Here is a 24917-nt window from a genome sequence, read left to right as displayed (position 1 = left end):
TCCCCCGGGGATATCCGGCCGTTCGGTGGTGCCACCCCCGAAATACCGGTAGGTATGAATCCCATGCAGGACCAGACTCGCGATACCGACACCCGAGACGCGGAGATCGATCCCTTCGTCGAACACCGTCGCCTGCTCTTCGGCACCGCCTATCAGATGCTGGGCAGCGTTGCCGACGCCGAGGACATCCTGCAGGACGCCTGGCTCAAATGGCATGCCGTCGACCGGGATTCGGTGCGGCACCCGAAGTCCTACCTGGTCCGCACCGTCACCAACCTCGCCCTCAACCGCCTCACCTCCGCCCGGGCCACCCGCGAAACCTATGTCGGCCCTTGGCTTCCCGAACCGCTCATCACCGCCCCGAACGCCGCCGAGGAGACCGAAATGGCCGACACCGTCTCCACGGCCATGCTGGTCGTTCTCGAAACCCTGACTCCCGTCGAGCGAGCCGTGTTCGTGCTGCGGGAGGTCTTCGGGTACTCGCACGCCGAGATCGGCGGCTTCCTGGACCGGCCCGAGGCGACCATCCGCCAGATCTCGCACCGCGCCCGCAGTCACGTCCAGTCCCGCCGCCCGCGCTTCGACGCCGACGACACCTCCCGCCAGGAGATCACCGAGAAGTTCATGGCCGCCTGTCACGGCGGTGACCTCAATGCCCTGATGGAGATTCTGGCGCCGGAGGTCACGCTGTGGAACGACGGCGGCGGCAAGGTCACCGCCGCCCGCCGGCCGCTGCACGGCCCCGACCATGTCGCCCGCTGGATGCTCGGCGTCATGGCCAAGCCGGTCTCCGCCGGCATTCGCCTGGAGCCGGCCGTCATCAATGGCGAACTCGGCATTGTCGGCGTCATCGGCGACTACCTCGTCGGCGCGCTCACCTACGACATTCGTGACGGCCATATCGAGAACATCCGATTCCAGGTCAATCCGGACAAGCTCAGCGGCGTGCGACGGGCCGGCGCGTAACCGCCACGGCGGTCCGACCGCCGGCTCTCCCGAGGGCACTCGCCGCGGTCCGGAACAATGGGATGTCGTGAGTCCCGAACTGCTTGCCGTCGAACCCCTGGCCGCCGCCCGCCGACTGCTCGGCGCGACCCTGTGGTCGGGCCCGGTCGGCATGCGGATAGTCGAGGTCGAGGCCTATGGCGGCGACCCGTCCGGCCCTTGGCACGACCCGGCCGCGCACTCCGGTCGCGGCCGCACCGCGCGCAATGCCGTCATGTTCGGACCGCCCGGCGTGCTGTACGTCTACCTCAGCTACGGCATGCACACCTGCGTGAACGTCACCAGCGGGCCCGACGGCATCGCCAGCGCGGTGCTCGTTCGCGCCGGCGAGATCATCGCGGGCCATGACGAGGCTCGCGCCCGCCGCCCCGCCGCGCGAACCGAGGCCGATCTCGGCAAGGGGCCGGGCAATGTCGGCAGCGCCCTCGGAATCACGCTGGACGACTACGGCATACACCTTTTCGACGCGGCCTCGCCCATCCGCCTCGAGCTCGGTCCCGAAATCACCGACCCGGCCGCGATTTCGGTCGGCCCGCGCGTCGGGGTGAGCCTGGCCGCGGACCGCCCCTGGCGGCTGTGGCTCCCGGATTCCGCCGCCGTCTCCGCCTATCGCCGCAGTCCCCGCGCACCGCGGTTGGATCTGCCCGCCTGACCGGCGTCAGGGGTCTACGGTGGAGGTGAATGCCGTGCGCCCGTAGGGGGTTCCATGTTCGAACGGTTCACCGATTCCGCCCGCCGGGTCATCGTCCTGGCGCAGGAAGAAGCCCGCAGACTCAACCACAACTACATCGGGACCGAGCACCTGCTGCTCGGGCTGTTGCACGGCGACACCGTGGCCACCCGGGCGCTCACCGAACTCGGCATCGATCTCGACGCCGTGCGCAGCCAGGTCGAGGACATCATCGGGTTGGGCGACAAATCGATGGACGGTCATATTCCGTTCACCCCGCGCGCCAAGAAGGTCTTGGAACTGTCGTTGCGCGAGGCCATTGCATTGAGCCACAACTACATCGGCCCGGAGCACATCCTGCTGGCCGCGAGCCGGGAGGGCGAGGGCGTGGCGGCGCAGGTGCTGGTCAAGCTCGGCGCGGATCCCAAGCGGCTGCGCCCACAGGTCATGACCTTGATCGGGATCGTGCCCGAGAGCGAGCAGCCCGAGCACACGCACCAGGTGCCGGTCGCGGCCGCCGTGGTCACGCTGTTGCAGCGGGTACAGGCGCTGGAGGACCGGGTCGGCGAACTCGAGCGCCTGCTCGGTGAACAGCGCGCCGCGGGCGAGGATGACAAGCCCGCCTGACAGCTCGCCCCGCCCGATACGTCCGTCCCGCCCGATATGACCGCGACGGCGTCGCATGACCGGCTCGTGCGACGCCGCCCACGCTCACCTGCCGATCGCTGCCACCGCACGCGTCCGGTCGGCCGCTTCCATCACCGCGACCACCACCTCCTCCGGAATTCCCAGCTCCTGCAAGGCGATTCGACTGCTCTCGGAGGCATACACCGTAGTGAACAACTCCCACAGCTCCACCGCCGACACCTCCGCGCCGGTACGGTCGGTATGCCGTTGCACATGCCGGGCGAAGTCGATCTGCCAGTCGCGCGGCAGCTCCAGTCCGAAGTCCGACTGCAGCAAGTACGCGATCCCGCCCTTGCCGGACTGCGAATTCACCCTGATCACCGCCTCGTACGAACGCCCCACATCGGCCGGATCGATCGGCAGATACGGCACCTCCCAGGGAATGTCCCGCGCCGCCGCGCCCACACGCCGTGCGCGCGCGGCATGCTCGGCGAATCCCTTCTTGATCGCATCCTGATGTGTGCCGGAGAACGCGGTGTAGACCAGATCACCCGCATACGGATGCCGATCGTGCACGGGCATGCGGGTGCAGAACTCGACCGTCTCGCGCACCGCGTCGATATCGGAGAAGTCGATCATCGGATCCACGCCCTGCGCATGCAGATTCAACGCCAGCGTCGCCAGATCCACATTGCCGGTGCGCTCCCCGTTCCCGAACACGCAGCCCTCCACCCGCTGCGCCCCGGCGAGCACCGCCAGCTCCGCGCACGCGACGCCGGTGCCGCGATCATTGTGCGGATGCACCGACAGGATCACGCTGTCGCGGCGCGCCAGATTCCGGTGCATGTACTCGATCTGGTCCGCGTACACATTCGGCGTCGCCACCTCGACCGTGGCGGGCAGGTTCAGCGTGACCGGCCGCTGCGGCGTCGCGTCCCACAGCGTGGTCATGCGATCGCAGATATCGAGCACGAAATCCGGCTCGGTCAGCATGAACACCTCGGGGGAGAACTGGAAGCGCGCATTGGCCAGATCCCCGGCCAGCTCCAGAATGTCGCGCCCGCCAGCGGTGATCATCCCGGTCAGTGCCTCGCGCGAGGCGCCGAGCACGACATCGCGCCACACCGGTGCGGTCGCCGTATACATATGGATCACAACATCATTGGGGATGCCCCGGATGGATTCGACCGTCCGCTCGATGAGATCCCGTCGCGCGGGGGTGAACACCACGATGGTGACATCCGTCGGCGCCAGCCCTTCGGTCGCGATGAGCCGCACGAAATCGAAGTCGGTCTGCGAGGCGCTCGGATACCCCACCTCGATCTCCTTGTAGCCCATGGCCACCAGCATTTCGAAGAACCGCCGCTTGCGCTGCGGGTCCATCGGCTCGGCCAGCGCTTGATTGCCGTCCCGCAGATCAACCGGCACCCAGAGCGGGGCCGCGGTGATCCGGTTCGACGGCCAGTTCCGTACGGTCAGCGGTACCGAAACCCGCTGATACACATTGCGATACCGATGCGACGGCATGAGGGAGGGCTGCTGGCGATTCCAGTGGGAGGAAGTGGTCACGAGTGCTGTCTTTCGCGTCGGAGAGAGATGACCGGCGCAAGACAGCAGCCCGCGGGCAGGGTGCCGGTCGATCAGACCCCGCCGCGGCGGCTAAGAAGAAGGGCACCCGAAAGCATGTGGCATAGACTAGATGTCATTCACTCCTCAGACAAGTAGAGAGGTCGAAGACCCGTGTCGCAGGTGCAGAGGCACCCCCTCGCCGCCCAGGCCGCCGACGTATTGCTGACCCGCATACGCGCGGGCGAATGGGCGCTGGGCCACAAGCTCCCCGGCGAGACCACCCTCGCCGCCCAGCTCGGCGTCGGCCGCTCCACCCTGCGCGAGGCCATTCGCGAGCTCTCCGGCAAGGGCGTGCTCGAAAGCCGCCAGGGCGCAGGCGTTTTCGTCACCGCCCTGGACATCACCGAGGACTGGGACACGGTGCTGCGCCGCGCCGACATCGTCACCGTCATCGAGGCCCGCATCGCCATCGAGGCCGAAGCCGCCGCCTTGGCCGCCACCCGCCGCACCCCCGCCGACCTGCGTGCCCTGTGGCGCGCCCTCACCGCCCGCGCGGAAGCGGGGGACACCCTCGAATCCCTCGTCGACGCCGACACCGCCTTCCATCGCACGGTCATCGCCGCCGCCCACAACGACATCCTCACCCAGATGTTCGACGCCTTCGTCCCGCGCCTGCGCACCGCCATGGTCGACATGCTCCGCATCCGCCCCATGCCCGATCCGGCCGCCGACCACCACGCCCACGAAGTCCTCGTCGACGCCATCCGCGCCCGCACCCCCGAAGCCGCCGCCACCGCCAGCCGCATCCACCTGACCGCCCTCAAGGCCGCCTTCGAGAAATAAGCTCCCGCCGGCCCGGATGGGCCGTCTTCCGCGGGGTCGTCCGGGAACGCTCGAGTCTCCTTCGGCATCCTCACCACTCCATTCAACCGGTGAAATCCGCTGGACGACCGGTCCGCCGCCGAGCCACACTCGGCGGCGGACCTTCGGCGTGCGCTCACCCACCAGGGCCGGCGGCGGTCCAGCCAAACCGAGTGGGCGCACTCCTGAGCGCTTCGGGTCATCGGTCTCACGGGCCTGTGCTTCGGGTCATCGGGTTCGGGGGCTTGCCCGTGGCAGTGTCATCGGGTTCGGGGGCTTGCCCGTGGCAGTGTCATCGGGTTCGGGGGCTTGCCCCTGACAGTGTCATCGGGTTCGGGGGCTTGCCCGTGGCAGTGTCATCGGGTTCGGGGGCTTGCCCCTGACAGTGTCATCGGGTTCGGGGGCTTGCCCCTGACAGCGTCATCGGGGTTTCAGGGGCTTGCCCCTGAGAGTTACGAGAGTTGTCCGACCCAGACCTGTTCGAAGGTCCTCCATATACGTGCGGAAAGATAGGGACAGTGAGCGGCGACATCATCGATGAACTGACCTGGCGCGGGTTGATCGCGCAGTCCACCGACCTGGACGCCCTGCGGGCGGACCTGGCCAAGGGCCCGATCACCCTCTATGCCGGTTTCGATCCGACCGCGGCCTCCCTGCACGCCGGACACCTCGTCCCCCTGCTGGCGCTCAAGCGCTTCCAGCGCGCCGGCCACCGCCCCATCGTGCTCGCGGGCGGCGCCACCGGCCTCATCGGCGACCCGCGCGACGTCGGCGAGCGCACCATGAACTCCACCGACACCGTGGCCGAGTGGGCCGGGCGCATCCGCTCCCAGCTGGAGCGCTTCGTCGATCTCGACGATTCCCCCACCGGCGCCGTCATCGCCAACAATATGGACTGGACCGGCTCGCTGAGCACGGTCGACTTCCTGCGCGATATCGGCAAGCACTTCTCGGTGAACGTCATGCTGGCGCGGGACACGGTGAAGCGGCGCCTGGAGGGCGACGGCATCTCCTACACCGAGTTCTCCTACATGCTGCTGCAGGCCAACGACTACGTGCAGCTGCGCCGCAACTACGGTTGCCGCCTGCAGGTCGGCGGCTCCGATCAGTGGGGCAACATCATCGCCGGCGTGGAACTGAACCGCCGCGTCGACGGCGAGCACGTGCACGCCCTGACGGTCCCGCTGGTGACCTCCGCCGACGGCAAGAAGTTCGGCAAGTCCACCGGCGGCGGCAGCCTGTGGCTGGATCCGGAGATGACCAGCCCCTACGCCTGGTACCAGTACTTCGTGAATACGGCCGACGCCGACGTCGTGCGCTACCTGCGCTGGTTCACCTTCCTCTCCAAGGAGGAACTGGACGAACTCGAGCAGGCGACGATCGAGCGCCCGCACGCCCGTGAGGCGCAGCGCCGCCTGGCGGCCGAGATGACGACGCTGGTGCACGGCGAGGAGAACACCCGCTCGGTGCAGCTGGCCAGCCAGGCCCTGTTCGGCCGCGGTGAACTCGGCGAGCTGAACGAGCCGACCCTGGCCGCCGCGCTCACCGAGGCGGCGGTCGACGGCAAGGTCGCCGAGGCCGTCAATGGCGCGACCATCGTGGACCTGCTCGTCGCCACGGGACTGTGCGAGAGCCGGGGCGCGGCCCGCCGTGCGGTCAATGAGGGTGGCGCGTCCGTGAACAACGAGCGCGTCTCCGATCTCGAGTGGACGCCGTCGGACTCCGACTACCTGCACGGACGCTGGCTGGTCCTGCGCCGGGGCAAGAAGAACTTCGCGGGCGTCCGGCGAGCGGGGTAAGGGCTCCGTCGAGAGGGCTGGATCGAATTGTCATGAGCTGGGTCACAATCCGGTGGCCCAGCCCGGCGATCGACCCGATCCCCGCTCCCGTGACCTGCGCAAACAGCTTGCCGACCAGGGGATTTGACGTTCAGTTTTCCAGCACGTAACTTATTCCAGGTCAGAGCGACACGGACACCGACGGGAACGCGAAAGCCCAGCTCAGAAGCTGGAAACGCGGTCCAGGACAACGAGGTTGGACGAGGAGCGCCTGGCAGACAGGCAGACCGCCTGGGACCCCGGAGTTGACTCTGCGGAGAACAGCGGTTAGGCTGGAAAAGTTGCCTCACTACGAAATCGCTTAGATCGATGGGTTGGTGTGTGCGCCTGTTCTTTGAGAACTCAATAGTGTGTCGATGAATGTCAGTGCCAAATATTTAATTTGGTTCCGGCTCTTGCCCCCCGTGTGAGGGTCGGACATTTAGTCAGCTAATTTCCGGCTGGCGTTATCTTGCTGGGTTTTCGGACTCACGTGATTTTTCTGATTGGTCCTTCGGGATCGATTGAGAGTCTTCAACGGAGAGTTTGATCCTGGCTCAGGACGAACGCTGGCGGCGTGCTTAACACATGCAAGTCGAGCGGTAAGGCCCTTCGGGGTACACGAGCGGCGAACGGGTGAGTAACACGTGGGTGATCTGCCTCGTACTCTGGGATAAGCCTGGGAAACTGGGTCTAATACCGGATATGACCACGCACTGCATGGTGTGTGGTGGAAAGATTTATCGGTGCGAGATGGGCCCGCGGCCTATCAGCTTGTTGGTGGGGTAACGGCCTACCAAGGCGACGACGGGTAGCCGGCCTGAGAGGGCGACCGGCCACACTGGGACTGAGACACGGCCCAGACTCCTACGGGAGGCAGCAGTGGGGAATATTGCACAATGGGCGAAAGCCTGATGCAGCGACGCCGCGTGAGGGATGACGGCCTTCGGGTTGTAAACCTCTTTCGACAGGGACGAAGCGCAAGTGACGGTACCTGTAGAAGAAGCACCGGCCAACTACGTGCCAGCAGCCGCGGTAATACGTAGGGTGCGAGCGTTGTCCGGAATTACTGGGCGTAAAGAGCTTGTAGGCGGTTCGTCGCGTCGATCGTGAAAACTTGCAGCTCAACTGCGAGCTTGCGGTCGATACGGGCGGACTAGAGTACTGCAGGGGAGACTGGAATTCCTGGTGTAGCGGTGAAATGCGCAGATATCAGGAGGAACACCGGTGGCGAAGGCGGGTCTCTGGGCAGTAACTGACGCTGAGAAGCGAAAGCGTGGGTAGCGAACAGGATTAGATACCCTGGTAGTCCACGCCGTAAACGGTGGGCGCTAGGTGTGGGTTTCCTTCCACGGGATCCGTGCCGTAGCTAACGCATTAAGCGCCCCGCCTGGGGAGTACGGCCGCAAGGCTAAAACTCAAAGGAATTGACGGGGGCCCGCACAAGCGGCGGAGCATGTGGATTAATTCGATGCAACGCGAAGAACCTTACCTGGGTTTGACATACACCGGAAAGCCGTAGAGATACGGCCCCCCTTGTGGTCGGTGTACAGGTGGTGCATGGCTGTCGTCAGCTCGTGTCGTGAGATGTTGGGTTAAGTCCCGCAACGAGCGCAACCCTTATCTTATGTTGCCAGCGCGTCATGGCGGGGACTCGTGAGAGACTGCCGGGGTCAACTCGGAGGAAGGTGGGGACGACGTCAAGTCATCATGCCCCTTATGTCCAGGGCTTCACACATGCTACAATGGCCGGTACAGAGGGCTGCGATACCGTGAGGTGGAGCGAATCCCTTAAAGCCGGTCTCAGTTCGGATCGGGGTCTGCAACTCGACCCCGTGAAGTTGGAGTCGCTAGTAATCGCAGATCAGCAACGCTGCGGTGAATACGTTCCCGGGCCTTGTACACACCGCCCGTCACGTCATGAAAGTCGGTAACACCCGAAGCCGGTGGCCTAACCCTCTGGGAGGGAGCCGTCGAAGGTGGGATCGGCGATTGGGACGAAGTCGTAACAAGGTAGCCGTACCGGAAGGTGCGGCTGGATCACCTCCTTTCTAAGGAGCACTTCTGCACTACCGCCTCACACAGGTGAGAGCTGGTGTGCCAGAGACCGTTTAGTCCTCACACGTAGGACTGCGGACGCTCATGGGTGGAACGCTGACAACCTCTCCCGCACATGGAGGAAGCCAAGTCTTTCTTCGCGGTTGATATATCGACACACTGTTGGGTCCTGAAAGAACAGACGTTCTTTCCAGGCAAAAAACGACGAGACTGGCTTTCAGTCATACCGCGGGACATTGGTTCCGGCTGGTGCTGAGTCAAGGGTTGGTCTTGTGTGTTGTTTGAGAACTGCACAGTGGACGCGAGCATCTTTGTTAGTAAGTGTGTAAGAGCGTACGGTGGATGCCTTGGCACCAGGAGCCGATGAAGGACGTAGGAGGCTGCGATAAGCCTCGGGGAGCTGTCAACCGAGCTGAGATCCGAGGATGTCCGAATGGGGAAACCCAGCACGAGTGATGTCGTGTTACCCGCGCCTGAATATATAGGGCGTGTGGAGGGAACGTGGGGAAGTGAAACATCTCAGTACCCACAGGAAGAGAAAACAACAGTGATTCCGTGAGTAGTGGCGAGCGAAAGCGGAAGAGGCTAAACCGTGTGGATGTGATAGCCGGCAGGTGTTGTCCATGCGGGGTTGTGGGATCATTCTTCCTAGTTCTGCCGAACTAGGCACAAGTCAGAAACCGTTGTGTTAGTCGAAGTGGCCTGGGACGGCCTGTCGTAGAGGGTGAGAATCCCGTAGACGAAAACGCAACGGCTTGTGTGGATGACTCCCGAGTAGCAGCGGGCCCGTGAAATCTGCTGTGAATCTGTCGGGACCACCCGATAAGCCTGAATACTACCTGGTGACCGATAGCGGACTAGTACCGTGAGGGAAAGGTGAAAAGTACCCCGGGAGGGGAGTGAAATAGTACCTGAAACCGTGCGCTTACAATCCGTCAGAGCCTTCGTTTCGACGTGGGGTGATGGCGTGCCTTTTGAAGAATGAGCCTGCGAGTCATCGGTGTGTGGCGAGGTTAACCCGTGTGGGGGAGCCGTAGCGAAAGCGAGTCCGAATAGGGCGCCCTGTAGTCGCACACTATGGACCCGAAGCGGAGTGATCTACCCATGGCCAGGGTGAAGCGACGGTAAGACGTCGTGGAGGCCCGAACCCACTTAGGTTGAAAACTGAGGGGATGAGCTGTGGGTAGGGGTGAAAGGCCAATCAAACTCCGTGATAGCTGGTTCTCCCCGAAATGCATTTAGGTGCAGCGTCACGTGTTTCACGCCGGAGGTAGAGCTACTGGATGGCCTAGGGGGCCCACAAGCTTACCGAAGTCAGCCAAACTCCGAATGCCGGTGTGTGAGAGCGTGGCAGTGAGACTGCGGGGGATAAGCTTCGTAGTCGAGAGGGAAACAGCCCAGATCGCCGGCTAAGGCCCCTAAGCGTGTACTAAGTGGAAAAGGATGTGGGGTCGCGAAGACAACCAGGAGGTTGGCTTAGAAGCAGCCACCCTTGAAAGAGTGCGTAATAGCTCACTGGTCAAGTGATCCTGCGCCGACAATGTAGCGGGGCTCAAGTACACCGCCGAAGCCGCGGCACTCAGTCATACAGATCGCCTTCGGGCCAGTCGACTGGGTGGGTAGGGGAGCGTCGTGTAGCCAGGGAAGCAGCGGTGTGAACCAGCTGTGGAGGCTGCGCGAGTGAGAATGCAGGCATGAGTAGCGAAAGACGAGTGAGAAACTCGTCCGCCGAATGACCAAGGGTTCCTGGGCCAGGTTAATCCGCCCAGGGTGAGTCGGGACCTAAGACGAGGCCGACAGGCGTAGCCGATGGACAACGGGTTGATATTCCCGTACCCGTGTACCCGCGCCCAATGGCGAGCCGGTTTTGCTAACTGTCCAAAACCCAAAAGACTTCCTTCGGGAAGCTGGAGGGGGCTGCACAGGACCCAGACCGTAGTAGTCAAGCGATGGGGTGACGCAGGAAGGTAGCTGGGCCAGGTGATGGAATACCTGGTGTAAGCGTGTAGGCCGAGTGATAGGCAAATCCGTCACTCATACAGGCTGAGACGTGATGCGTAGCCGATTGAGGCGAATTCAGTGATCCTATGCTGCCGAGAAAAGCCTCTAGTGAGTTGGTACACGGCCCGTACCCCAAACCGACACAGGTGGTCAGGTAGAGAATACTAAGGCGATCGAGATAACTGTGGTTAAGGAACTCGGCAAAATGCCCCCGTAACTTCGGGAGAAGGGGGACCCGATCTGGTGATAGGACTTGCTCCTGGAGCTGGGTTGGGTCGCAGAGACCAGAGAGAAGCGACTGTTTACTAAAAACACAGGTCCGTGCGAAGTCGTAAGACGATGTATACGGACTGACGCCTGCCCGGTGCCGGAAGGTTAAGAGGACCGGTTAGCGCTTCGGCGCGAAGCTGAGAATTTAAGCCCCGGTAAACGGCGGTGGTAACTATAACCATCCTAAGGTAGCGAAATTCCTTGTCGGGTAAGTTCCGACCTGCACGAATGGCGTAACGACTTCTCTGCTGTCTCAACCACAGACTCGGCGAAATTGCATTACGAGTAAAGATGCTCGTTACGCGCGGCAGGACGAAAAGACCCCGGGACCTTCACTATAGCTTGGTATTGGTGTTCGGTACGGTTTGTGTAGGATAGGTGGGAGACTGTGAAAGCCACACGCCAGTGTGGTGGGAGTCGTCGTTGAAATACCACTCTGATCGTATTGGACCTCTAACCTCGGACCCTGATCGGGTTCAGGGACAGTGCCTGGTGGGTAGTTTAACTGGGGCGGTTGCCTCCCAAAATGTAACGGAGGCGCCCAAAGGTTCCCTCAGCCTGGTTGGCAATCAGGTGTCGAGTGCAAGTGCACAAGGGAGCTTGACTGTGAGACCGACAGGTCGAGCAGGGACGAAAGTCGGGACTAGTGATCCGGCACCGGCAAGTGGAAGCGGTGTCGCTCAACGGATAAAAGGTACCCCGGGGATAACAGGCTGATCTTCCCCAAGAGTCCATATCGACGGGATGGTTTGGCACCTCGATGTCGGCTCGTCGCATCCTGGGGCTGGAGTAGGTCCCAAGGGTTGGGCTGTTCGCCCATTAAAGCGGCACGCGAGCTGGGTTTAGAACGTCGTGAGACAGTTCGGTCTCTATCCGCCGCGCGCGTCAGAAACTTGAGGAAGGCTGTCCCTAGTACGAGAGGACCGGGACGGACGAACCTCTGGTGTGCCAGTTGTCCCGCCAGGGGCACGGCTGGTTGGCCACGTTCGGAAGGGATAACCGCTGAAAGCATCTAAGCGGGAAGCCTGTTCCAAGATGAGGTTTCTCACCCCCTCGAGGGGGTAAGGCCCCCAACAGACCATTGGGTTGATAGGCCGGAACTGGAAGCCCGGTAACGGGTGCAGGTGACCGGTACTAATAGGCCGAGGACTTACCAACAAAGAAGCTACGCGTCCACTGTGCGGTATCTGAAACAACACACATGCTGTGTGTTGAGAAGAGATTCTCGGGGGCTTCGCCCCCGAACCCCCGAAATGGGGTTGAAGGGGTGCAGCCCCTTCGATCTCCTCTCCACATGCGGTGGATAGTTTCATAGAGTTACGGCGGCTATAGCGGTGGGGAAACGCCCGGTCCCATTCCGAACCCGGAAGCTAAGGCCACCTGCGCCGATGGTACTGCACTCGACAGGGTGTGGGAGAGTAGGACACCGCCGGAACATCATTCGCGAATGGGGACCCATCACTGGGTCCCCATTCGGCGTTTAAGCACCCCGCGCCGCGAGGACGCTCGAAGGTGCGTGATTGAATTCAGGGTGGCGGGGATGGCCCCGCCGGCCCTCACGCGCACCAGCGCCGCGAGCTGGGTACCGCAGAATACTTACAGAGAGGGATCATCGTGTCGGACCAGAACGAAGGCCGGAAGCCTTTCCGCCGCAGCGGCGGAGCGGGGCAGGGAGGTTTCGGGGGACCGGCACGAGACAATTCGGGGGAACGCCGCGGTGGGGACCGCGGCGGCTACCGCGAAGGCGGCCGTGACAATGCCGGCCGCGGTGGCTTCCACCGCGAGGGCGGTAACCGTGAGGGCGGACGCCCCGGTTACGGCGGGCGCGGCTCCTTCAACCGTGACAATGAAGGTCGCGAGGGCGGCCGTGCCGGTTTCCGCCGCGACAACGACAGCTCCGACCGCCGCGGTGGATTCAACCGCGGCAATGACAGCCGCGACGGTGGTCGCGGCGGGTTCAACCGCTCCGGTGAAGGCCGCGACAACGATCGAGGTGGCTTCCGCAGGTCCGGCGAGGGTCGCGACAACGATCGAGGTGGCTTCCGCCGGTCCGGCGAGGGCCGCGACAACGATCGCGGTGGCTACCGTGGCGGCGACCGCGAGGGCGGCCGTGGCGGTTATCGCGGTGGTGAGAATCGGGAAGGCGGCCGCGGTGGGTTCAACCGTGGCGGTGAAGGCCGCGGTGACAGCCGGGGCGGGTTCAATCGGGGCGGTGAGGGCCGTGGCGGATTCGATCGCGGTGGCGACAGCCGTGACGGTGGCCGCGGATACTCCCGCGACAACGGCGGCCGCGACTTCGGCCGGGACCGTGCCGAGCGTGGCGACCGGGACGACCGGAAGAGCTACGGCCGCAGCGGATTCGGCGGCGACCGCCGGGACAATGCGGGCGGCGGGTACAACCGCGATCGCCGCGAAGGCTTCGATCGGGATCGCCCGCAGCGCTTCGATCGGTCCGATCGTCCGGAGCGGGATCGTTCCGAGCGGCCCGATCGGGATCGTCCGGCGCGGTTCGACCGTGAGCGGTCGGGTTCCGACCGCGGGTACGACCGTGACCGGTCCGAGCGTCCGGACCGTGGCGACCGTCCGGATCGCTCCGAGCGTTCGTTCGACGGTGATCGGCGGCGTGGCGGCGAGGGCGCGCGGGTCGGCGGCGGCCGCGGCGGCGAGCGTCGTGCGGCGCGCCCCGATGAGCCCGCGCTGCCGGACGACGTGCAGGCCTCCGATCTCGAGCCGGCCGTGCGCCGCGACCTGCTGAGCCTGGACAAGGGCAATGCCGAGGCGGTCGCCCGGCATCTGGTGATGGTGGCGCAGCTGCTGGACGAGGATCCGGAGCTGGCGCTGGCGCACGCGCGGGCCGCCCGGCAGCGGGCCGGCCGTATCGCGGTGGTTCGCGAAACCGCCGGTGTGGCCGCGTATCACGCCGGTGAGTGGGCCGAGGCGCTCTCGGAGCTGCGCACCGCGCGCCGCATGTCCGGCGGTTCGGGCCTGCTGGCCGTCATGGCCGACTGCGAGCGCGGTCTGGGCCGCCCGGAGCGTGCCATCGAACTCGGCCGCAGCGATGAGGCGCGCGCCCTGCAGGGCGATGAGGCCACCGAGCTGCGCATCGTGGTCGCGGGCGCGCGCATGGATCTGGGGCAGTACGACCAGGCCGTGGTGACCCTGCAGACCTCGGAACTGGATCCGTCGCGCACGGGTTCGGCCGCGGCCCGGCTGTTCTACGCCTACGCCGAGGCGCTGCTGGCCGCCGATCGCGGCGAGGAAGCGCTCACCTGGTTCATGAACTCCGCGTCCGCGGACCTCGACGGCGAGACCGACGCCGAGGATCGCGCCGCCGAACTGGCCGAGGGCGGCGCCGACCGGGCCGAGTGGGATGTGGACTCGGACGACGAGGATTCGGACGACGACTCCGACGAGGCCGATGAGGCCGAGGAGTCGGCCGAGGAACTCGAAGCTGTCGCCGCAGACGAGGATGAAGCCGAGGGAACCGCTGCGAAGGGCGCGGCCGAGTAGTTGTGAGAGGGGCGGCGTCATGCGCCTGAGGGATCGATTCGGTGCACTCCTGCTGGACCTGGATGGCACCCTGTTCCGTGGTCACGAGGTGATTCCGGGTGCGCCACAGGCGCTTTCGGAATCGCTCGGCCATAAGCAGCGGCTGATGTACGTCACCAACAACGCCAGCCGCTCGGCCGCCGCGGTGGCCGGGCATCTGCGTGAGCTCGGCTACGCCGCGACCGAGGACGAGGTCGTCACCAGCGCGCAGGCGGCGGCCCACCTGCTGGCCTCCCGCCTCGATCCCGGGGCGACGGTGCTCGTGGTGGGCACCGACGACCTGATGGCCGAGGTGGATGCCGTTGGCCTGCAACCGATCCGCCGGTTCAACGGCAGCGCCCCGGCGGCCGTGGTCCAGGGTCACAACCCGCAGACCGCCTGGGCCGACCTGGCCGAGGCCTCCTATGCCCTGCGGGCGGGGGCGCTCTGGGTGGCGGCCAATACCGACGCCACTCTCCCCAACGAGCGCGGTCTGGCGCCCGGCAACGGCTCCATGGTCGCGGCCCTGCGCACCGCCTCGGACCGCGATCCCATCGTGGCGGGCAAACCCTATGCGCCACTGCTGGAAGACGCCATGGAGCGGGCGGGCACCCGCGACGCCCTCGTGGTCGGCGATCGACTCGATACCGATATCGACGGCGCGCACACGGTCGGGCTGGAATCGCTGATGGTCCTCACCGGCGTGAGCACCCTCGCGGATCTGCGCACCCGGCCCGCGGACCGGTTGCCCACCTACATCGCGGAATCACTGGATGCGCTGAATCACCCGATTCCTGATACCGCCCCCTTGTCGGTGGCCGACGGCGATATCGTCGCCGCGATCACCGAGCTGCTGGCGCGGCATCCGGGCCGTGCGATCGCGGTAGCCGCGCCGCCGTCGGCGCAGGAGTAATCCGACACAATGACAATGACGACGACCCCCGGCCACTCGGCCGGGGGTCGTCGTGTTTCAGGGGTGTTCTGGTTTCAGGGGCGCTTACGCGCCTCGAACAGCGTCCGGGCCGAGTAGGCGACGAACGGCCCATTCGTGGTGATCTGCTCGTGCAGATCGCGCAGCCGGTCGCGGTACTGCTCGACGGTGAACCCCGGCACCATCCAGATGACCTTGCGCAGGAAGTAGACCACCGCGCCGATGTCACGGAATTCCATGCGCAGGCGTTCGCCACGGGTCTGCACGATCTCGAGCCCGGCGGCGCGCGCCTCGGCCGCCTCCTGTTCCGGATCGCGTTTGGTCCGTGCCTCGGGTTGCGGGCCGAGGAAGTACTCGACGAGTTCGAAGACGCTGGCAGGCCCCACGTGCTGGGCGAAATAGGTTCCGCCGGGCTGGAGTACGCGCGCGATCTCGGTCCACCAGATGGTGGCGGGATGGCGGCTGGTGACCAGATCGAAGGCCGCATCGGCGAATGGCAGGGGCGGTTCGTCCGGATCGGCGACCACGACCGCGCCGCGCGGGTGCAGCAGCCGGGTGGCCTTGGCCAGATTCGGCGGCCAGGATTCCGTGGCGACCATGGTGGGCGGGAACCGGCCCGCTTCGGCGAGAACTTCGCCACCTCCGGTCTGGATGTCGAGGGCTGCGCGCGCGGTCGCGAGGCGCTGCGCCTGCTGCCGCTGATAGCCCCAGGACGGCCGTTCTTCGCTCGCGCGGCCGTCCAGCCAGGAGAAGTCCCAGCCGTCCACGGATACCGTGGCAGCCTCGTCCACGAGGTCATCGAAGCTCCGGTTCATCGGAACAATTCTCATCCTTTGTGGAGGCTTCCTCAAAAGAGACTATTGGGAGCCCGCGAACAATACGGGTGGAGGACGAGCCGGCATACGTGTGTTCGAATGGGAGTTCGGGTAGCGTTGTCGCCACCATGAGTACGCCTATGCCACGCCCGCAGATTCCCGCTGAGGGACCCCGTCCCGGGGTGCCCCTGCCCGGGCAGCATCTGGCGGGCGCGAATCAGGAGTTCGCCGACCCGGAGCGGGTGCGTGCGGAGGTGGATGCGCTGCTGGCCGAACTATCGGCGGGCGGCCGGGATTCGGCGGAGGCGGGCGCGGATATCGTGCGCCGCGCCCGGATTCTGGAGCAGGCCCATGACGTGCTGGTGCAGGCCCTGGCCACGGTGGACAAGATCTGAGGTGGCCAGGCGCGCACGGGTGGACGCGGAACTGGTTCGCCGCGGATTGGCGCGATCGCGGGAGCACGCGGTCGAACTGATCTCGGCGGGTCGCGTCCTGATCAATGGAACGGTCGCCACCAAGCCGGCGACCGGTGTGGAAGCTGGCACGCCGCTGCTGGTGCGGGACGAGCCCGACGAGGTGCAGTGGGCATCGCGCGGGGCGCACAAGCTGCTGGGAGCCCTGGAAGCCTTCGCGCCGCAGGGGGTGTCGGTCGATGGGAAACGCTGCCTGGATGCGGGCGCGTCCACCGGCGGCTTCACCGATGTGCTGCTGTCCAAGGGCGCCAAGGAGGTCGTGGCCGCGGATGTCGGTTACGGGCAGCTCATCTGGCGCCTGCAGAACGACGATCGCGTCCGGGTGCACGATCGCACCAATGTGCGGGCGCTGACATCCGAACTCATCGGCGGCACCGTCGAATTGGTGGTCGCCGACCTGTCCTTCATCTCCCTCGGCCTGGTGCTGCCCGCGCTGGCGCAGTGCTGCGCGCCGGGCGCGGATCTGCTGCCCATGGTGAAACCGCAGTTCGAGGTCGGCAAGGAACGCGTCGGAAGCGGTGGCGTGGTGCGGGATCCGGCCTTGCGCGCCGAGGTCGTCGGCGATGTCGCCGCGGCGGCCGCCAAGCTGGGCCTGCGCACGCGCGGCGTGGTGGCCAGCCCGCTGCCCGGTCCGTCCGGGAATGTGGAGTATTTCCTGTGGTTGCGTAAGGAAATGGATACAGCGCAGGACGAAACCGCCGCGAGCCGTATCGAAGGCGATAGCGAGCGGGGAGATGTCCCCGGATTCGCCTACGATGCGGAGGAACAGGCGCGGGTCTCCGCGCTGATTGCCAGGGCGGTGGAGGAGGGTCCGCAGTGAACGCGCAGGGGACCGCGAGGGAAATCCTGCTGGTCGCGCATCCGGGTCGGTCCGAGATCACCGAAACGGCGCATCGCGTGGCGAAGATCTTCGATCAGGCGGGCATCAGCCTGCGGGTGCTCGAGGACGAGGCGTACAGCACGCGTTTGGATATCGACGATGCGGGCGCGCCCGACGGGTATCCGGTGCGGATCATGGAACACAATCCGGATGCCGCCGCCGGGTGCGAGATGGTGCTCTCGCTGGGCGGTGACGGCACCTTCCTGCGGGCGGCGGAACTGGCGCGCAATGCGTCGGTGCCGGTGCTGGGAATCAACTTGGGCAGCATCGGATTTCTGACCGAGGCCGAGGCCGAGCATCTGGATGAGGCGCTATCCCAGGTGGTGCGGCGCGATTACACCATCGAGCAGCGCATGACCATCGATGTCAGCGTGCGCGTGGACGACGAGGTGGTGGAACGCGGCTGGGCGCTGAACGAGGCCAGTATCGAGAATGCCGCGCGCATGGGCGTTCTCGAAGTGGTGCTGGAAGTCGACGGCCGCCCGGTGTCCTCGTTCGGCTGCGACGGTGTGTTGATCGCCACGCCGACCGGTTCGACGGCATATGCCTTCTCGGCCGGCGGCCCGGTGGTGTGGCCGGAACTCGAAGCGCTGCTGGTGATTCCGAGCAACGCCCACGCGCTGTTCGCGCGGCCCCTGGTGACCAGCCCGGATTCGCTGATCGCCGTGGAAACCGTTGCCACCGGCCATGATGCGATAGTTTTCCTCGACGGCCGACGCACCCTCGCACTGCCGCGGGGCGGCCGGGTCGAGACGGTCCGCGGGACCGAGCCGGTGCGCTGGGTGCGACTCGATTCCGCACCCTTCGCCGACCGGATGGTGCGCAAATTCCAGTTGCCCGTGACAGGCTGGCGAGGCCGACGGCGAACGGAGAGCACGAGTGCTGACAGAGATCAGGATTGACGGGCTGGGCGTAATTTCCACCGCCACCGCGCAATTCCACGAGGGTTTGACCGTATTGACCGGTGAGACCGGTGCGGGCAAGACAATGGTGGTGACGAGCCTGCACCTGCTCAGCGGCGCCAGAGCCGATGCCGGGCGGGTGCGCCTCGGGGCCTCGCGCGCGGTCGTCGAGGGCCGTTTCACCGTGGAGGATGTCCACGATGGGGCCCGCGGCGAGGTGGCGGAGGTCATGGAATCCTCCGGGGCCGAGGCCGATGACGACGGCAGCATCATCGCCGTCCGCACCGTCGGCAGCGACGGCCGCTCCCGCGCCCATCTGGGCGGGCGCAGCGTTCCCGCTTCGGTGCTCGGCGATTTCACCACGCCGCTGCTGACGGTGCACGGCCAGAACGACCAGTTGCGGTTGCAGCGGCCGGATCAGCAGCTGCACGCGCTGGACCAGTTCGCCGCCGACGCCGTGACCCCGCTGCTGACCAAGTACCAGAAGGCCCGCCGCACCTGGCTCGATGCCCGCAACCAGTTGCTGGAGCGCACCGCCCGCAGCCGCGAACTGGCCCTGGAAGCCGATCATCTGACCCAGTCGCTGGCCGAAATCGACGCCATCGCACCGGAACCCGGTGAGGACAAGCACCTCATCGACGAGGTGCGGCGCCTGTCGGACCTGGATTCGCTGCGCGAGGCGGCCTCCACCGCTCACGACGCGCTGGCCGGACCCGCCGACAATCCGGGCGACGGCGCGGGCGCGCTCGATCTGCTCGGCACCGCCCGCGCCCGCATCGAGGCCTCCGACGACCCGAAGCTCACCGGCCTGGCCCCGCGCTTGGACGAGGCCATCTCGGTGGTCGTCGACCTGACCACCGAACTCAGCTCCTACCTGTCGGATCTGCCCTCGGATCCGGGTGCGCTCGACAACATGCTCACCCGCCAGGCCGAACTGAAAACCCTCACAAGGAAATACGCCCCCGACGTCGATGGCGTGATCGCCTGGGCCGAGGACGCCCGGACCCGCCTGGCCGGTCTCGACGTCTCCGAGGAGGCCCTCGCCGCCCTCGCCGCCGAGGTCGAGACGGCCGCCGAGAAGGTCCGCGAAACCGCCCGCAAGCTGACCGCCGCCCGCACCAAGGCCGCCGGCAAGCTCGCCTCCGCCGTCAGCACCGAACTGGGCGGCCTGGCCATGGGCCGCGCCCGCCTCGAGGTCGTCGTCCGTCCCGTCCCCGCCGGTGTCCAGGACTCCGCACCCCTGACGATCGACGGCCAGGACCTGCACGCCGGCTCCACCGGCGTCGACGAGGTCGAATTCCGCCTCGCCGCCCACTCCGGCGCGCAACCCCTGCCCTTGAGCAAGAGCGCCTCCGGCGGCGAACTCTCCCGCATCATGCTCGCCCTCGAGGTCGTCCTGGCCAGCTCCGAACACGGCACCACCATGGTCTTCGACGAGGTCGACGCCGGCGTCGGCGGCCGCGCCGCGGTCGAGATCGGCCGCCGCCTGGCCCGCCTCGCCCGCACTCACCAGGTCATTGTCGTCACCCACCTCCCCCAGGTAGCGGCCTTCGCCGACACCCACCTGGTCGTCGACAAACTCGACGACGGCAAGGCCGTCAAATCCGGCGTTCGCGCCCTCACTCAGGACGAACGCGTAGTCGAACTCGCCCGCATGCTCGCCGGCCTCGGCGACACCGAAACCGGCCGCGCCCACGCCTGGGAACTCCTCACCACCGCCCACGCCGAAAAGGTCTCCGCCGCCAGCTGACCCCGCCCGGGCGAACACGCCGCACCCGGGGTCCCAGGACGGAAGCCCGCCCTGTCATCCCGGCGTGCTTCTGGCCGGAATCTGCCGCACGGTGGGGGATCCCGGCCAACAGCACGCCGGGATGACGAGGGCAACTGCGCCGTGATGACCGGGGCCTGCCGCACCGGGATTAGGGGGCAGACCGCGCGGGGATGACTGGGGCAACTCTGACCGCAATGTGATTCGCGCGGTGGGAATGTGCTGGTGCACGTGGGCTTCTGGGGTTTGCCTGTCTCAGGTGCTGGTCGTGGGCGGGTTGCCGTACTTCTGCAGAGGTATTTGGGGATTCGTGCTTGGGCCGGATGTCGGGGGCGGGCGGTGATGACACGGTGGAGGTGTGGGGGCCGGATCACCGTGGAGGGAATCATGAAGGAGCGCTGGGGTTTTCCCGTGCTGGTGCTGACGGCGGTGGCCGGCGTGTTCGGGGCCGGGCTGGCTTGGATGACGCACATGCACCATCGCGCGCTGCGATACGTCGAGCCGGGGCGGATGGCGGAGTTCGATGCGGGGTATGAGCGGCTGTCGGATCTGACCGTGATTCCGGCCGGGGTTGTGGGGGTAGCCGGTTCGGTTCTGCTGTTGTTGCTGCGGCCGCGTGGGGTGCCGCTGTGGTTGATCATCACCACGCTGGCGCTACAGCTTTCGGTGTTCGTGACCCGGATCTGGTGGTGGGGTGCGTGGGCCGAGGAGGTGCGCGACGCCGGGTCGGTGTGGCTGGCCGATGGCGGCTTGCATGCGGCGTACACGCGCTATATGGACACCAATGGGATTCGGATCGCCGTGATTACCGCCTATGCGGTTCTGGCCACGGTCATGGTGGTGCGGGCATTCCGGTGGCGAAATGCTCACGCCTCCGGCTGATCCGCCTCGGCGAGGGCGGCGCGGAGCAGGGCTTTGGCGGCCCAGACCATGGTGTCGATGGCCGCTTCGGGTTCCAGGCCGCAGGTGTCGCGGGTGGTGACGACCGCTTCCATGCCGTAGACCAGGGTGAGGGCATTGGCCAGGTGGTCCAGCTGGGCGGGGGTCAGGCGGTCGGCGAGGGGCGCCACGGCTTCCTGGGCCATGTCAAGCCGCGTGCTGCCGCGGATCGGGACCCGTTCGGCCTCGGGGGTATTCGCCTGTTCGAACCAGCGGTCCAGGGCGGCGCGCAGCATGGTGCGCCAGACGGCTTCGTCGGCGAGCTGCATTTCCGCGGTCGTGCGCACGATCATGTCGATGCGCCCCTCGGCGTCCTCCGGTAGTCGGTCGAGCAGGTTCGGGAAACCGGTGGCGACGGTTTGTATCCGGCTGGCCACGTCGGCCCAGAGAGAGGCCGGATTGGGGAAGTAGCGGTAGGCGGTGGCGGGGGAGACGCGGGCCGCTTCGGCGACCTCGGCAATGGAGGGGGTGGAGTTGCCCTCGCGGGCGAGGCGCACGGCGGCGTCGAGCAGCGCGTCGCGGGTGCGCTGTTTCTGGTTCTGTCTGCCGCTCGTAAGAAATTTCTCTTGACGTGAGACGCCCATCTCATGAAGATAGCACTATCTCGTAAACCAGGAGGTGGTCGCTATGACCCGCGACGAGATCGATGCCCTTTTCGAGCGGCACGCTGCCGCGGAGGGCCGCAAGGATGTGGACGGCATCATGGACACCCTTGCCGATGGGGTGGTGCACGAAGTGGTCGGTGACCCCCGGGGGGTGCTCACCGACCGCGCTGCCATCAGGGAACGCTATGTCGAGCTCTTCGACGGCCTGACCGAGGACAAGTTCGAGGTGCTGAGCCGGTACTACGGCGAGAATTTCTTCATCGACGAATCCCATTGGTACGGGCGGGCAACCGGCATGTTCCTGGGTATCCCGGGCGGGAATCGGCCGGTGAACTTCCGCGTCCTGCACGTCTGCGAGCTGCGCGACGGGCGGATGAGCAAGGAACAGGTCTGGCTGGATATGGCCGCGATCATGCAGCAGTTGGCGCCTGCCGCATGATCGCGCGGGGCCTGATTACTTGGCGGCTCGGCGGACGCCGCCGATGAGCACGTTGATCAGGCCCTTCAGGCCGACCTCGAGGACCTTGCCCGGGACGGGGAGGCTGGGCTCGGACTCCATGGTGTAGACGACGCGGGTGCCGCCGGGGGCGTCGGAGAAGGCGATGGTGCCGACATGGCGCTTCACCGGGGCGCCGGCGATGACCTGGTAGACCATGCGCTCGCCGGGGACCAGTTCGATGGTCTCCTCGGTAATGCCCACCCCGGCCAGGCCGAGCACGTATTGCGCGCCCACGCCGGAGGGGATGTCCGCGCCGGGCTTCTTGAGCGAAACCTGGATCGGCAGTGTGGCATTGATGCTGTCGCGTTCGCTGAAGAGCTTGTAGACCTGCTCCCGGGGAGCGGCGATGACGGTCTCGACGGTGCTGGTGGCGGCCATAACGGTGGTGTCTCCTCTCGTACCGTTGCCCGGAGCTTATCCGTGCCTGCCGGGAACACATAGAGCGTGCGGCGGGAACGGATAGAGACTGCCATCACTGTGACGAATGGTCGGCGGGACCGGCGCGCCTCCACCATTGGTTGAGACTTTCGGATCATCATCGATCGTTATGAGGATGCTGGCCCTGCTGTCGCGGAATACCGAAACGCTGCCCGGGATCACCGGGATGGCCCGGATCGACCGCAATACCAGGCGTCTGCTGCAGCGGGTCGGTCCCGGCGACATCGTGGTGCTGGACGAGATGGACCTGGACCGGCTCACCGCGGACCGCCTGGTGCAGGCCGGTGTGGCGGTGGTCGTCAACGCCTCGCCGTCGATCTCCGGCCGCTATCCGAACCTGGGTCCGGAGGTTCTGGTGGCCAATGGCATTCAGCTGCTCGACGCGGTCAGCTCGGATGTCTTCACCAAGATCAAGGACGGCGCCAAGGTGCGCGTCGACAATGGCGTGGTCTACGCCGACAAGGTGACCAAGAAGGAGCCCGAGGCGCTCGTCGAGGGTATCGAGCTCACCGAGGCCGGCATTGCCGAGCGCATGATCGAGGCCCGCAACGGCCTGGCCGATCACCTGGAAGCGTTCGCGGGCAACACCATCGAGTTCATCCGCACCGAATCCTCCTTGCTCATCGACGGAATCGGCGTGCCGGATGTCGAATTGGACATGCGCAAGCGGCATGTCGTGGTCGTCGGCGACGGTCCCGAGCACGCCGAGGAGCTCAAGCGGATCAAGCCGTTCATCAAGGAGTACGCGCCCATTCTCATCGGCGTCGGCCGCGGCGCGGATACCTTGACCCGCAACGGATATCGGCCCGATCTCATTGTCGGCGATCCGGAGGAGATCACCGCCACCACGCTCAAGTGCGGTGCGGAGGTCATCCTGCCCGCCGACACCGACGGCCACGCCAAGGGCCTGGAGCGCATCCAGGATCTGGGCATCGGGGCGACCACCTTCCCGTCCTCGGGCGCCCCCGCGGATCTGGCGCTGCTGCTGGCCGATCACCACGGCGCGGCGCTCATCGTCACCGCCGGCGCGGCCGCCTCGCTCGACGACTTCTTCGACCGCGGCCGCCGCGACTCCAATCCGGCCACCTTCCTGACCCGATTGAAGATCGGCACCAAGCTCATGGACGCGAAGGCCGTCGCGGCGCTGTACCGGCACCGCGGCTCCGGCTGGGCGGTGGCGCTGGTGGTGCTGGCCGCGCTGGTGGCGCTGATCGTCGCCATGCTGGCCACGCACCTGGGCAGCGAGGTGGTCGACTGGACCGTGCACACCTGGGATCGCGGATACCTATGGGTCCAGGACCAGCTGAACCAGAAAAAATAGGGGACGCATGATTTCCTTTCGCCACCATGCCGTTTCGATCGCCGCCATCTTCCTGGCCCTCGCGGTCGGCGTGGTGCTGGGCTCACGGACCCATGCCGATGGGCTGATTCCCGGCGCCGGGGACAAACAGCAGCGCATCGAGGTTCTCGAGGACGACAATGCCCGTCTCGCCGAACAGGTGAAGGCGGCCGACGCGTTCCTGGCCGGAGCGGCGGGCAAGCTGCTCGCGGGCAGCCTCGCCAATCGCAGCGTCCTGCTCGTCACCACGCCCGACGCGGACACCGCCGATGCCGATGCGGTCGCGGCCGCGCTGAGCACCGCCGGGGCCGCGGTCACCGGCCGGGTGGCGCTCACCGGCGCGTTCACCGACTCCTCCGAGGGCGACCGCCTGCGCACCGCCCTCACCAATGTCGTGCCGGCCGGCGCCCAGCTGAAGATCGACGCACCCGACCAGGGCAGCCTGGCTGGTGATCTGCTCGGCCAGCTGCTGCTCACCGATCCGGCCAACGGCCAGGCGCGCGGCACCGAGCAGGAGCGCAAACTGGCCCTGGAGACCCTGCGCGGCGGCGGCTTCCTCACCTCCGGCGAGGTGCAGCCCGCCAATCTCGCCGTGGTGGTCACCGGCGACGGGGCGCGCGCCGACGAGAACAATCGCGGCACCATCATCGCCCGCTTCGCCGGCGGTCTGCGCTCGCACAGCGCCGGTGTGGTGCTGGCCGGTCGTTACGGGGCCGCCGAGGGCCCGGCGCCCATCGCGGTGGCCCGCTCCGAGGCCGGGCTGGCCCCGGTGACCACCGTCGACAATGTGGATCACGAGATCGGCCGCATCACCACCGTGCTCGGCCTCACCGAGCAGCTGAACGGCGGGACCGGGCGATACGGGACCGGCGCGCGGGCGACCTCGCTCACAGTCGCGGCCATGCCACGCTGATAGCTGGAT

19 protein-coding genes, 3 rRNA genes and 1 pseudogene are annotated in these 24917 nt (G+C 66.3%); 18 read left to right on the top strand and 5 right to left on the bottom strand.

Features of this window, described 5'->3' with window-relative positions:
- Positions 1 to 63 precede the first annotated feature (63 nt).
- From ACYQ5L_RS24965 to ACYQ5L_RS24955, 3 genes and pseudogenes are all read left to right on the top strand, one after another.
- Positions 64 to 966 (top strand): RNA polymerase sigma-70 factor, encoded by a 903-nt coding sequence (locus tag ACYQ5L_RS24965; RefSeq protein WP_459960721.1) that lies wholly within the window; start codon positions 64 to 66, stop codon positions 964 to 966.
- Between the two features lie 67 nt (positions 967 to 1033).
- Positions 1034 to 1657, top strand: coding sequence for a DNA-3-methyladenine glycosylase (locus ACYQ5L_RS24960; protein ID WP_459960720.1), 624 nt, complete (start codon positions 1034 to 1036; stop codon positions 1655 to 1657).
- A 54-nt stretch (positions 1658 to 1711) separates the two neighbouring features.
- Positions 1712 to 2197, top strand: a pseudogene (locus tag ACYQ5L_RS24955) (Clp protease N-terminal domain-containing protein); the annotation flags it as partial.
- Positions 2198 to 2386: 189 nt separating this feature from the next.
- On the opposite strand, the gene ACYQ5L_RS24950 reads toward ACYQ5L_RS24955, so the two are convergent.
- Positions 2387 to 3829: a 2-isopropylmalate synthase gene (locus tag ACYQ5L_RS24950; RefSeq protein ID WP_459963531.1), complete on the bottom strand. Its 1443-nt coding sequence runs from the start codon at positions 3827 to 3829 to the stop codon at positions 2387 to 2389.
- A gap of 213 nt (positions 3830 to 4042) precedes the next feature.
- Between ACYQ5L_RS24950 and ACYQ5L_RS24945 the strand changes: the two genes are divergently transcribed.
- From ACYQ5L_RS24945 to rrf, 5 genes are all read left to right on the top strand, one after another.
- Positions 4043 to 4714 carry a FadR/GntR family transcriptional regulator gene (locus ACYQ5L_RS24945; RefSeq protein WP_459960719.1) on the top strand — a complete coding sequence of 224 codons (672 nt, stop codon included), beginning with the start codon at positions 4043 to 4045 and terminating at the stop codon, positions 4712 to 4714.
- A 536-nt stretch (positions 4715 to 5250) separates the two neighbouring features.
- On the top strand, positions 5251 to 6531 hold the full coding sequence (tyrS, locus tag ACYQ5L_RS24940; protein WP_459960718.1) for a tyrosine--tRNA ligase: 1281 nt from the start codon (positions 5251 to 5253) through the stop codon (positions 6529 to 6531).
- A 552-nt stretch (positions 6532 to 7083) separates the two neighbouring features.
- Positions 7084 to 8600, top strand: a 16S ribosomal RNA gene (locus ACYQ5L_RS24935).
- A gap of 322 nt (positions 8601 to 8922) precedes the next feature.
- Positions 8923 to 12036 (top strand): 23S ribosomal RNA (locus ACYQ5L_RS24930).
- Between the two features lie 160 nt (positions 12037 to 12196).
- Positions 12197 to 12313: ribosomal RNA gene (gene rrf / locus ACYQ5L_RS24925) — 5S ribosomal RNA — on the top strand.
- Together the 16S, 23S and 5S rRNA genes form the textbook arrangement of a ribosomal RNA operon.
- Positions 12314 to 12474: 161 nt before the next feature.
- Here rrf and ACYQ5L_RS24920 read toward each other — a convergent pair.
- Positions 12475 to 13671, bottom strand: coding sequence for a hypothetical protein (locus ACYQ5L_RS24920; RefSeq protein WP_459960717.1), 1197 nt, complete (start codon positions 13669 to 13671; stop codon positions 12475 to 12477).
- Between ACYQ5L_RS24920 and ACYQ5L_RS24915 the strand changes: the two genes are divergently transcribed.
- Both ACYQ5L_RS24915 and ACYQ5L_RS24910 read left to right on the top strand, forming a co-directional pair.
- Complete coding sequence (locus tag ACYQ5L_RS24915) at positions 13615 to 14388, top strand: hypothetical protein (protein WP_459960716.1); 774 nt, start codon at positions 13615 to 13617, stop codon at positions 14386 to 14388. The two genes, ACYQ5L_RS24920 and ACYQ5L_RS24915, sit on opposite strands and share 57 nt — an antisense overlap.
- 19 nt (positions 14389 to 14407) lie before the next feature.
- The gene (locus ACYQ5L_RS24910; RefSeq protein WP_459960715.1) at positions 14408 to 15319 is read left to right on the top strand and encodes an HAD-IIA family hydrolase; all 912 of its coding nucleotides are present in this window, start codon (positions 14408 to 14410) and stop codon (positions 15317 to 15319) included.
- Between the two features lie 74 nt (positions 15320 to 15393).
- On the opposite strand, the gene ACYQ5L_RS24905 is transcribed toward ACYQ5L_RS24910, so the two are convergent.
- A complete protein-coding gene (locus ACYQ5L_RS24905; RefSeq protein WP_459960714.1) occupies positions 15394 to 16152 on the bottom strand; it encodes a class I SAM-dependent methyltransferase in 759 nt (252 codons plus the stop codon).
- Positions 16153 to 16280: 128 nt separating this feature from the next.
- Between ACYQ5L_RS24905 and ACYQ5L_RS24900 the strand changes: the two genes are divergently transcribed.
- The 5 genes from ACYQ5L_RS24900 (at position 16281) to ACYQ5L_RS24880 (ending at position 21057) form a co-directional block, all read left to right on the top strand.
- On the top strand, positions 16281 to 16547 hold the full coding sequence (locus ACYQ5L_RS24900) for a hypothetical protein (protein ID WP_379205373.1): 267 nt from the start codon (positions 16281 to 16283) through the stop codon (positions 16545 to 16547).
- A gap of 1 nt (position 16548) precedes the next feature.
- Positions 16549 to 17445, top strand: a complete 897-nt coding sequence (locus ACYQ5L_RS24895; protein WP_459960712.1) for a TlyA family RNA methyltransferase — start codon at positions 16549 to 16551, stop codon at positions 17443 to 17445.
- On the top strand, positions 17442 to 18407 hold the full coding sequence (locus ACYQ5L_RS24890; RefSeq protein WP_459960710.1) for an NAD kinase: 966 nt from the start codon (positions 17442 to 17444) through the stop codon (positions 18405 to 18407). The genes ACYQ5L_RS24895 and ACYQ5L_RS24890 overlap by 4 nt, the downstream gene beginning before the upstream one ends.
- The gene (gene recN, locus ACYQ5L_RS24885; RefSeq protein WP_459960708.1) at positions 18385 to 20157 is read left to right on the top strand and encodes a DNA repair protein RecN; all 1773 of its coding nucleotides are present in this window, start codon (positions 18385 to 18387) and stop codon (positions 20155 to 20157) included. The genes ACYQ5L_RS24890 and recN overlap by 23 nt, the downstream gene beginning before the upstream one ends.
- 405 nt (positions 20158 to 20562) lie before the next feature.
- Positions 20563 to 21057: a hypothetical protein gene (locus tag ACYQ5L_RS24880; protein ID WP_459960706.1), complete on the top strand. Its 495-nt coding sequence runs from the start codon at positions 20563 to 20565 to the stop codon at positions 21055 to 21057.
- On the opposite strand, the gene ACYQ5L_RS24875 is transcribed toward ACYQ5L_RS24880, so the two are convergent.
- The gene (locus tag ACYQ5L_RS24875; protein WP_459960704.1) at positions 21042 to 21698 is read right to left on the bottom strand and encodes a TetR/AcrR family transcriptional regulator; all 657 of its coding nucleotides are present in this window, start codon (positions 21696 to 21698) and stop codon (positions 21042 to 21044) included. The genes ACYQ5L_RS24880 and ACYQ5L_RS24875 overlap by 16 nt on opposite strands.
- Before the next feature lie 43 nt (positions 21699 to 21741).
- Here ACYQ5L_RS24875 and ACYQ5L_RS24870 point away from each other — a divergent pair, with 43 nt between their 5' ends.
- Complete coding sequence (locus ACYQ5L_RS24870) at positions 21742 to 22158, top strand: ester cyclase (protein WP_459960702.1); 417 nt, start codon at positions 21742 to 21744, stop codon at positions 22156 to 22158.
- Between the two features lie 15 nt (positions 22159 to 22173).
- Here ACYQ5L_RS24870 and ACYQ5L_RS24865 read toward each other — a convergent pair whose 3' ends face one another.
- A complete protein-coding gene (locus ACYQ5L_RS24865; protein WP_459960700.1) occupies positions 22174 to 22596 on the bottom strand; it encodes an SRPBCC family protein in 423 nt (140 codons plus the stop codon).
- A gap of 169 nt (positions 22597 to 22765) precedes the next feature.
- Here ACYQ5L_RS24865 and steA point away from each other — a divergent pair, with 169 nt between their 5' ends.
- Positions 22766 to 23977 (top strand): putative cytokinetic ring protein SteA, encoded by a 1212-nt coding sequence (gene steA, locus ACYQ5L_RS24860; RefSeq protein WP_459960698.1) that lies wholly within the window; start codon positions 22766 to 22768, stop codon positions 23975 to 23977.
- A gap of 7 nt (positions 23978 to 23984) precedes the next feature.
- Positions 23985 to 24908, top strand: coding sequence for a copper transporter (locus ACYQ5L_RS24855; protein ID WP_459960696.1), 924 nt, complete (start codon positions 23985 to 23987; stop codon positions 24906 to 24908).
- Positions 24909 to 24917 lie beyond the last annotated feature (9 nt).

The organism is Nocardia sp. IFM 10818, from assembly GCF_054655275.1.
The sequence above is the reverse complement of the archived record's forward strand: the minus strand, read 5'-3'. Positions and strand labels throughout refer to the sequence as shown.

Bases quoted from the DNA above. Each gene is read 5' to 3' on its own strand.
- ACYQ5L_RS24965 (WP_459960721.1), top strand. From the start codon at position 64: ATGCAGGACCAGACTCGCGATACCGACACCCGAGACGCGGAGATCGAT.
- ACYQ5L_RS24950 (WP_459963531.1), bottom strand. From the start codon at position 3,829: ATGCCGTCGCATCGGTATCGCAATGTGTATCAGCGGGTTTCGGTACCG.
- ACYQ5L_RS24920 (WP_459960717.1), bottom strand. From the start codon at position 13,671: ATGCCGGGCGACCGCCTCGGCATTGCCCTTGTCCAGGCTCAGCAGGTC.
- ACYQ5L_RS24910 (WP_459960715.1), top strand. From the start codon at position 14,408: ATGCGCCTGAGGGATCGATTCGGTGCACTCCTGCTGGACCTGGATGGC.
- ACYQ5L_RS24905 (WP_459960714.1), bottom strand. From the start codon at position 16,152: ATGAACCGGAGCTTCGATGACCTCGTGGACGAGGCTGCCACGGTATCC.
- ACYQ5L_RS24900 (WP_379205373.1), top strand. From the start codon at position 16,281: ATGAGTACGCCTATGCCACGCCCGCAGATTCCCGCTGAGGGACCCCGT.
- ACYQ5L_RS24880 (WP_459960706.1), top strand. From the start codon at position 20,563: ATGAAGGAGCGCTGGGGTTTTCCCGTGCTGGTGCTGACGGCGGTGGCC.
- ACYQ5L_RS24875 (WP_459960704.1), bottom strand. From the start codon at position 21,698: ATGGGCGTCTCACGTCAAGAGAAATTTCTTACGAGCGGCAGACAGAAC.
- ACYQ5L_RS24870 (WP_459960702.1), top strand. From the start codon at position 21,742: ATGACCCGCGACGAGATCGATGCCCTTTTCGAGCGGCACGCTGCCGCG.
- ACYQ5L_RS24865 (WP_459960700.1), bottom strand. From the start codon at position 22,596: ATGGCCGCCACCAGCACCGTCGAGACCGTCATCGCCGCTCCCCGGGAG.
- steA (WP_459960698.1), top strand. From the start codon at position 22,766: ATGAGGATGCTGGCCCTGCTGTCGCGGAATACCGAAACGCTGCCCGGG.
- ACYQ5L_RS24855 (WP_459960696.1), top strand. From the start codon at position 23,985: ATGATTTCCTTTCGCCACCATGCCGTTTCGATCGCCGCCATCTTCCTG.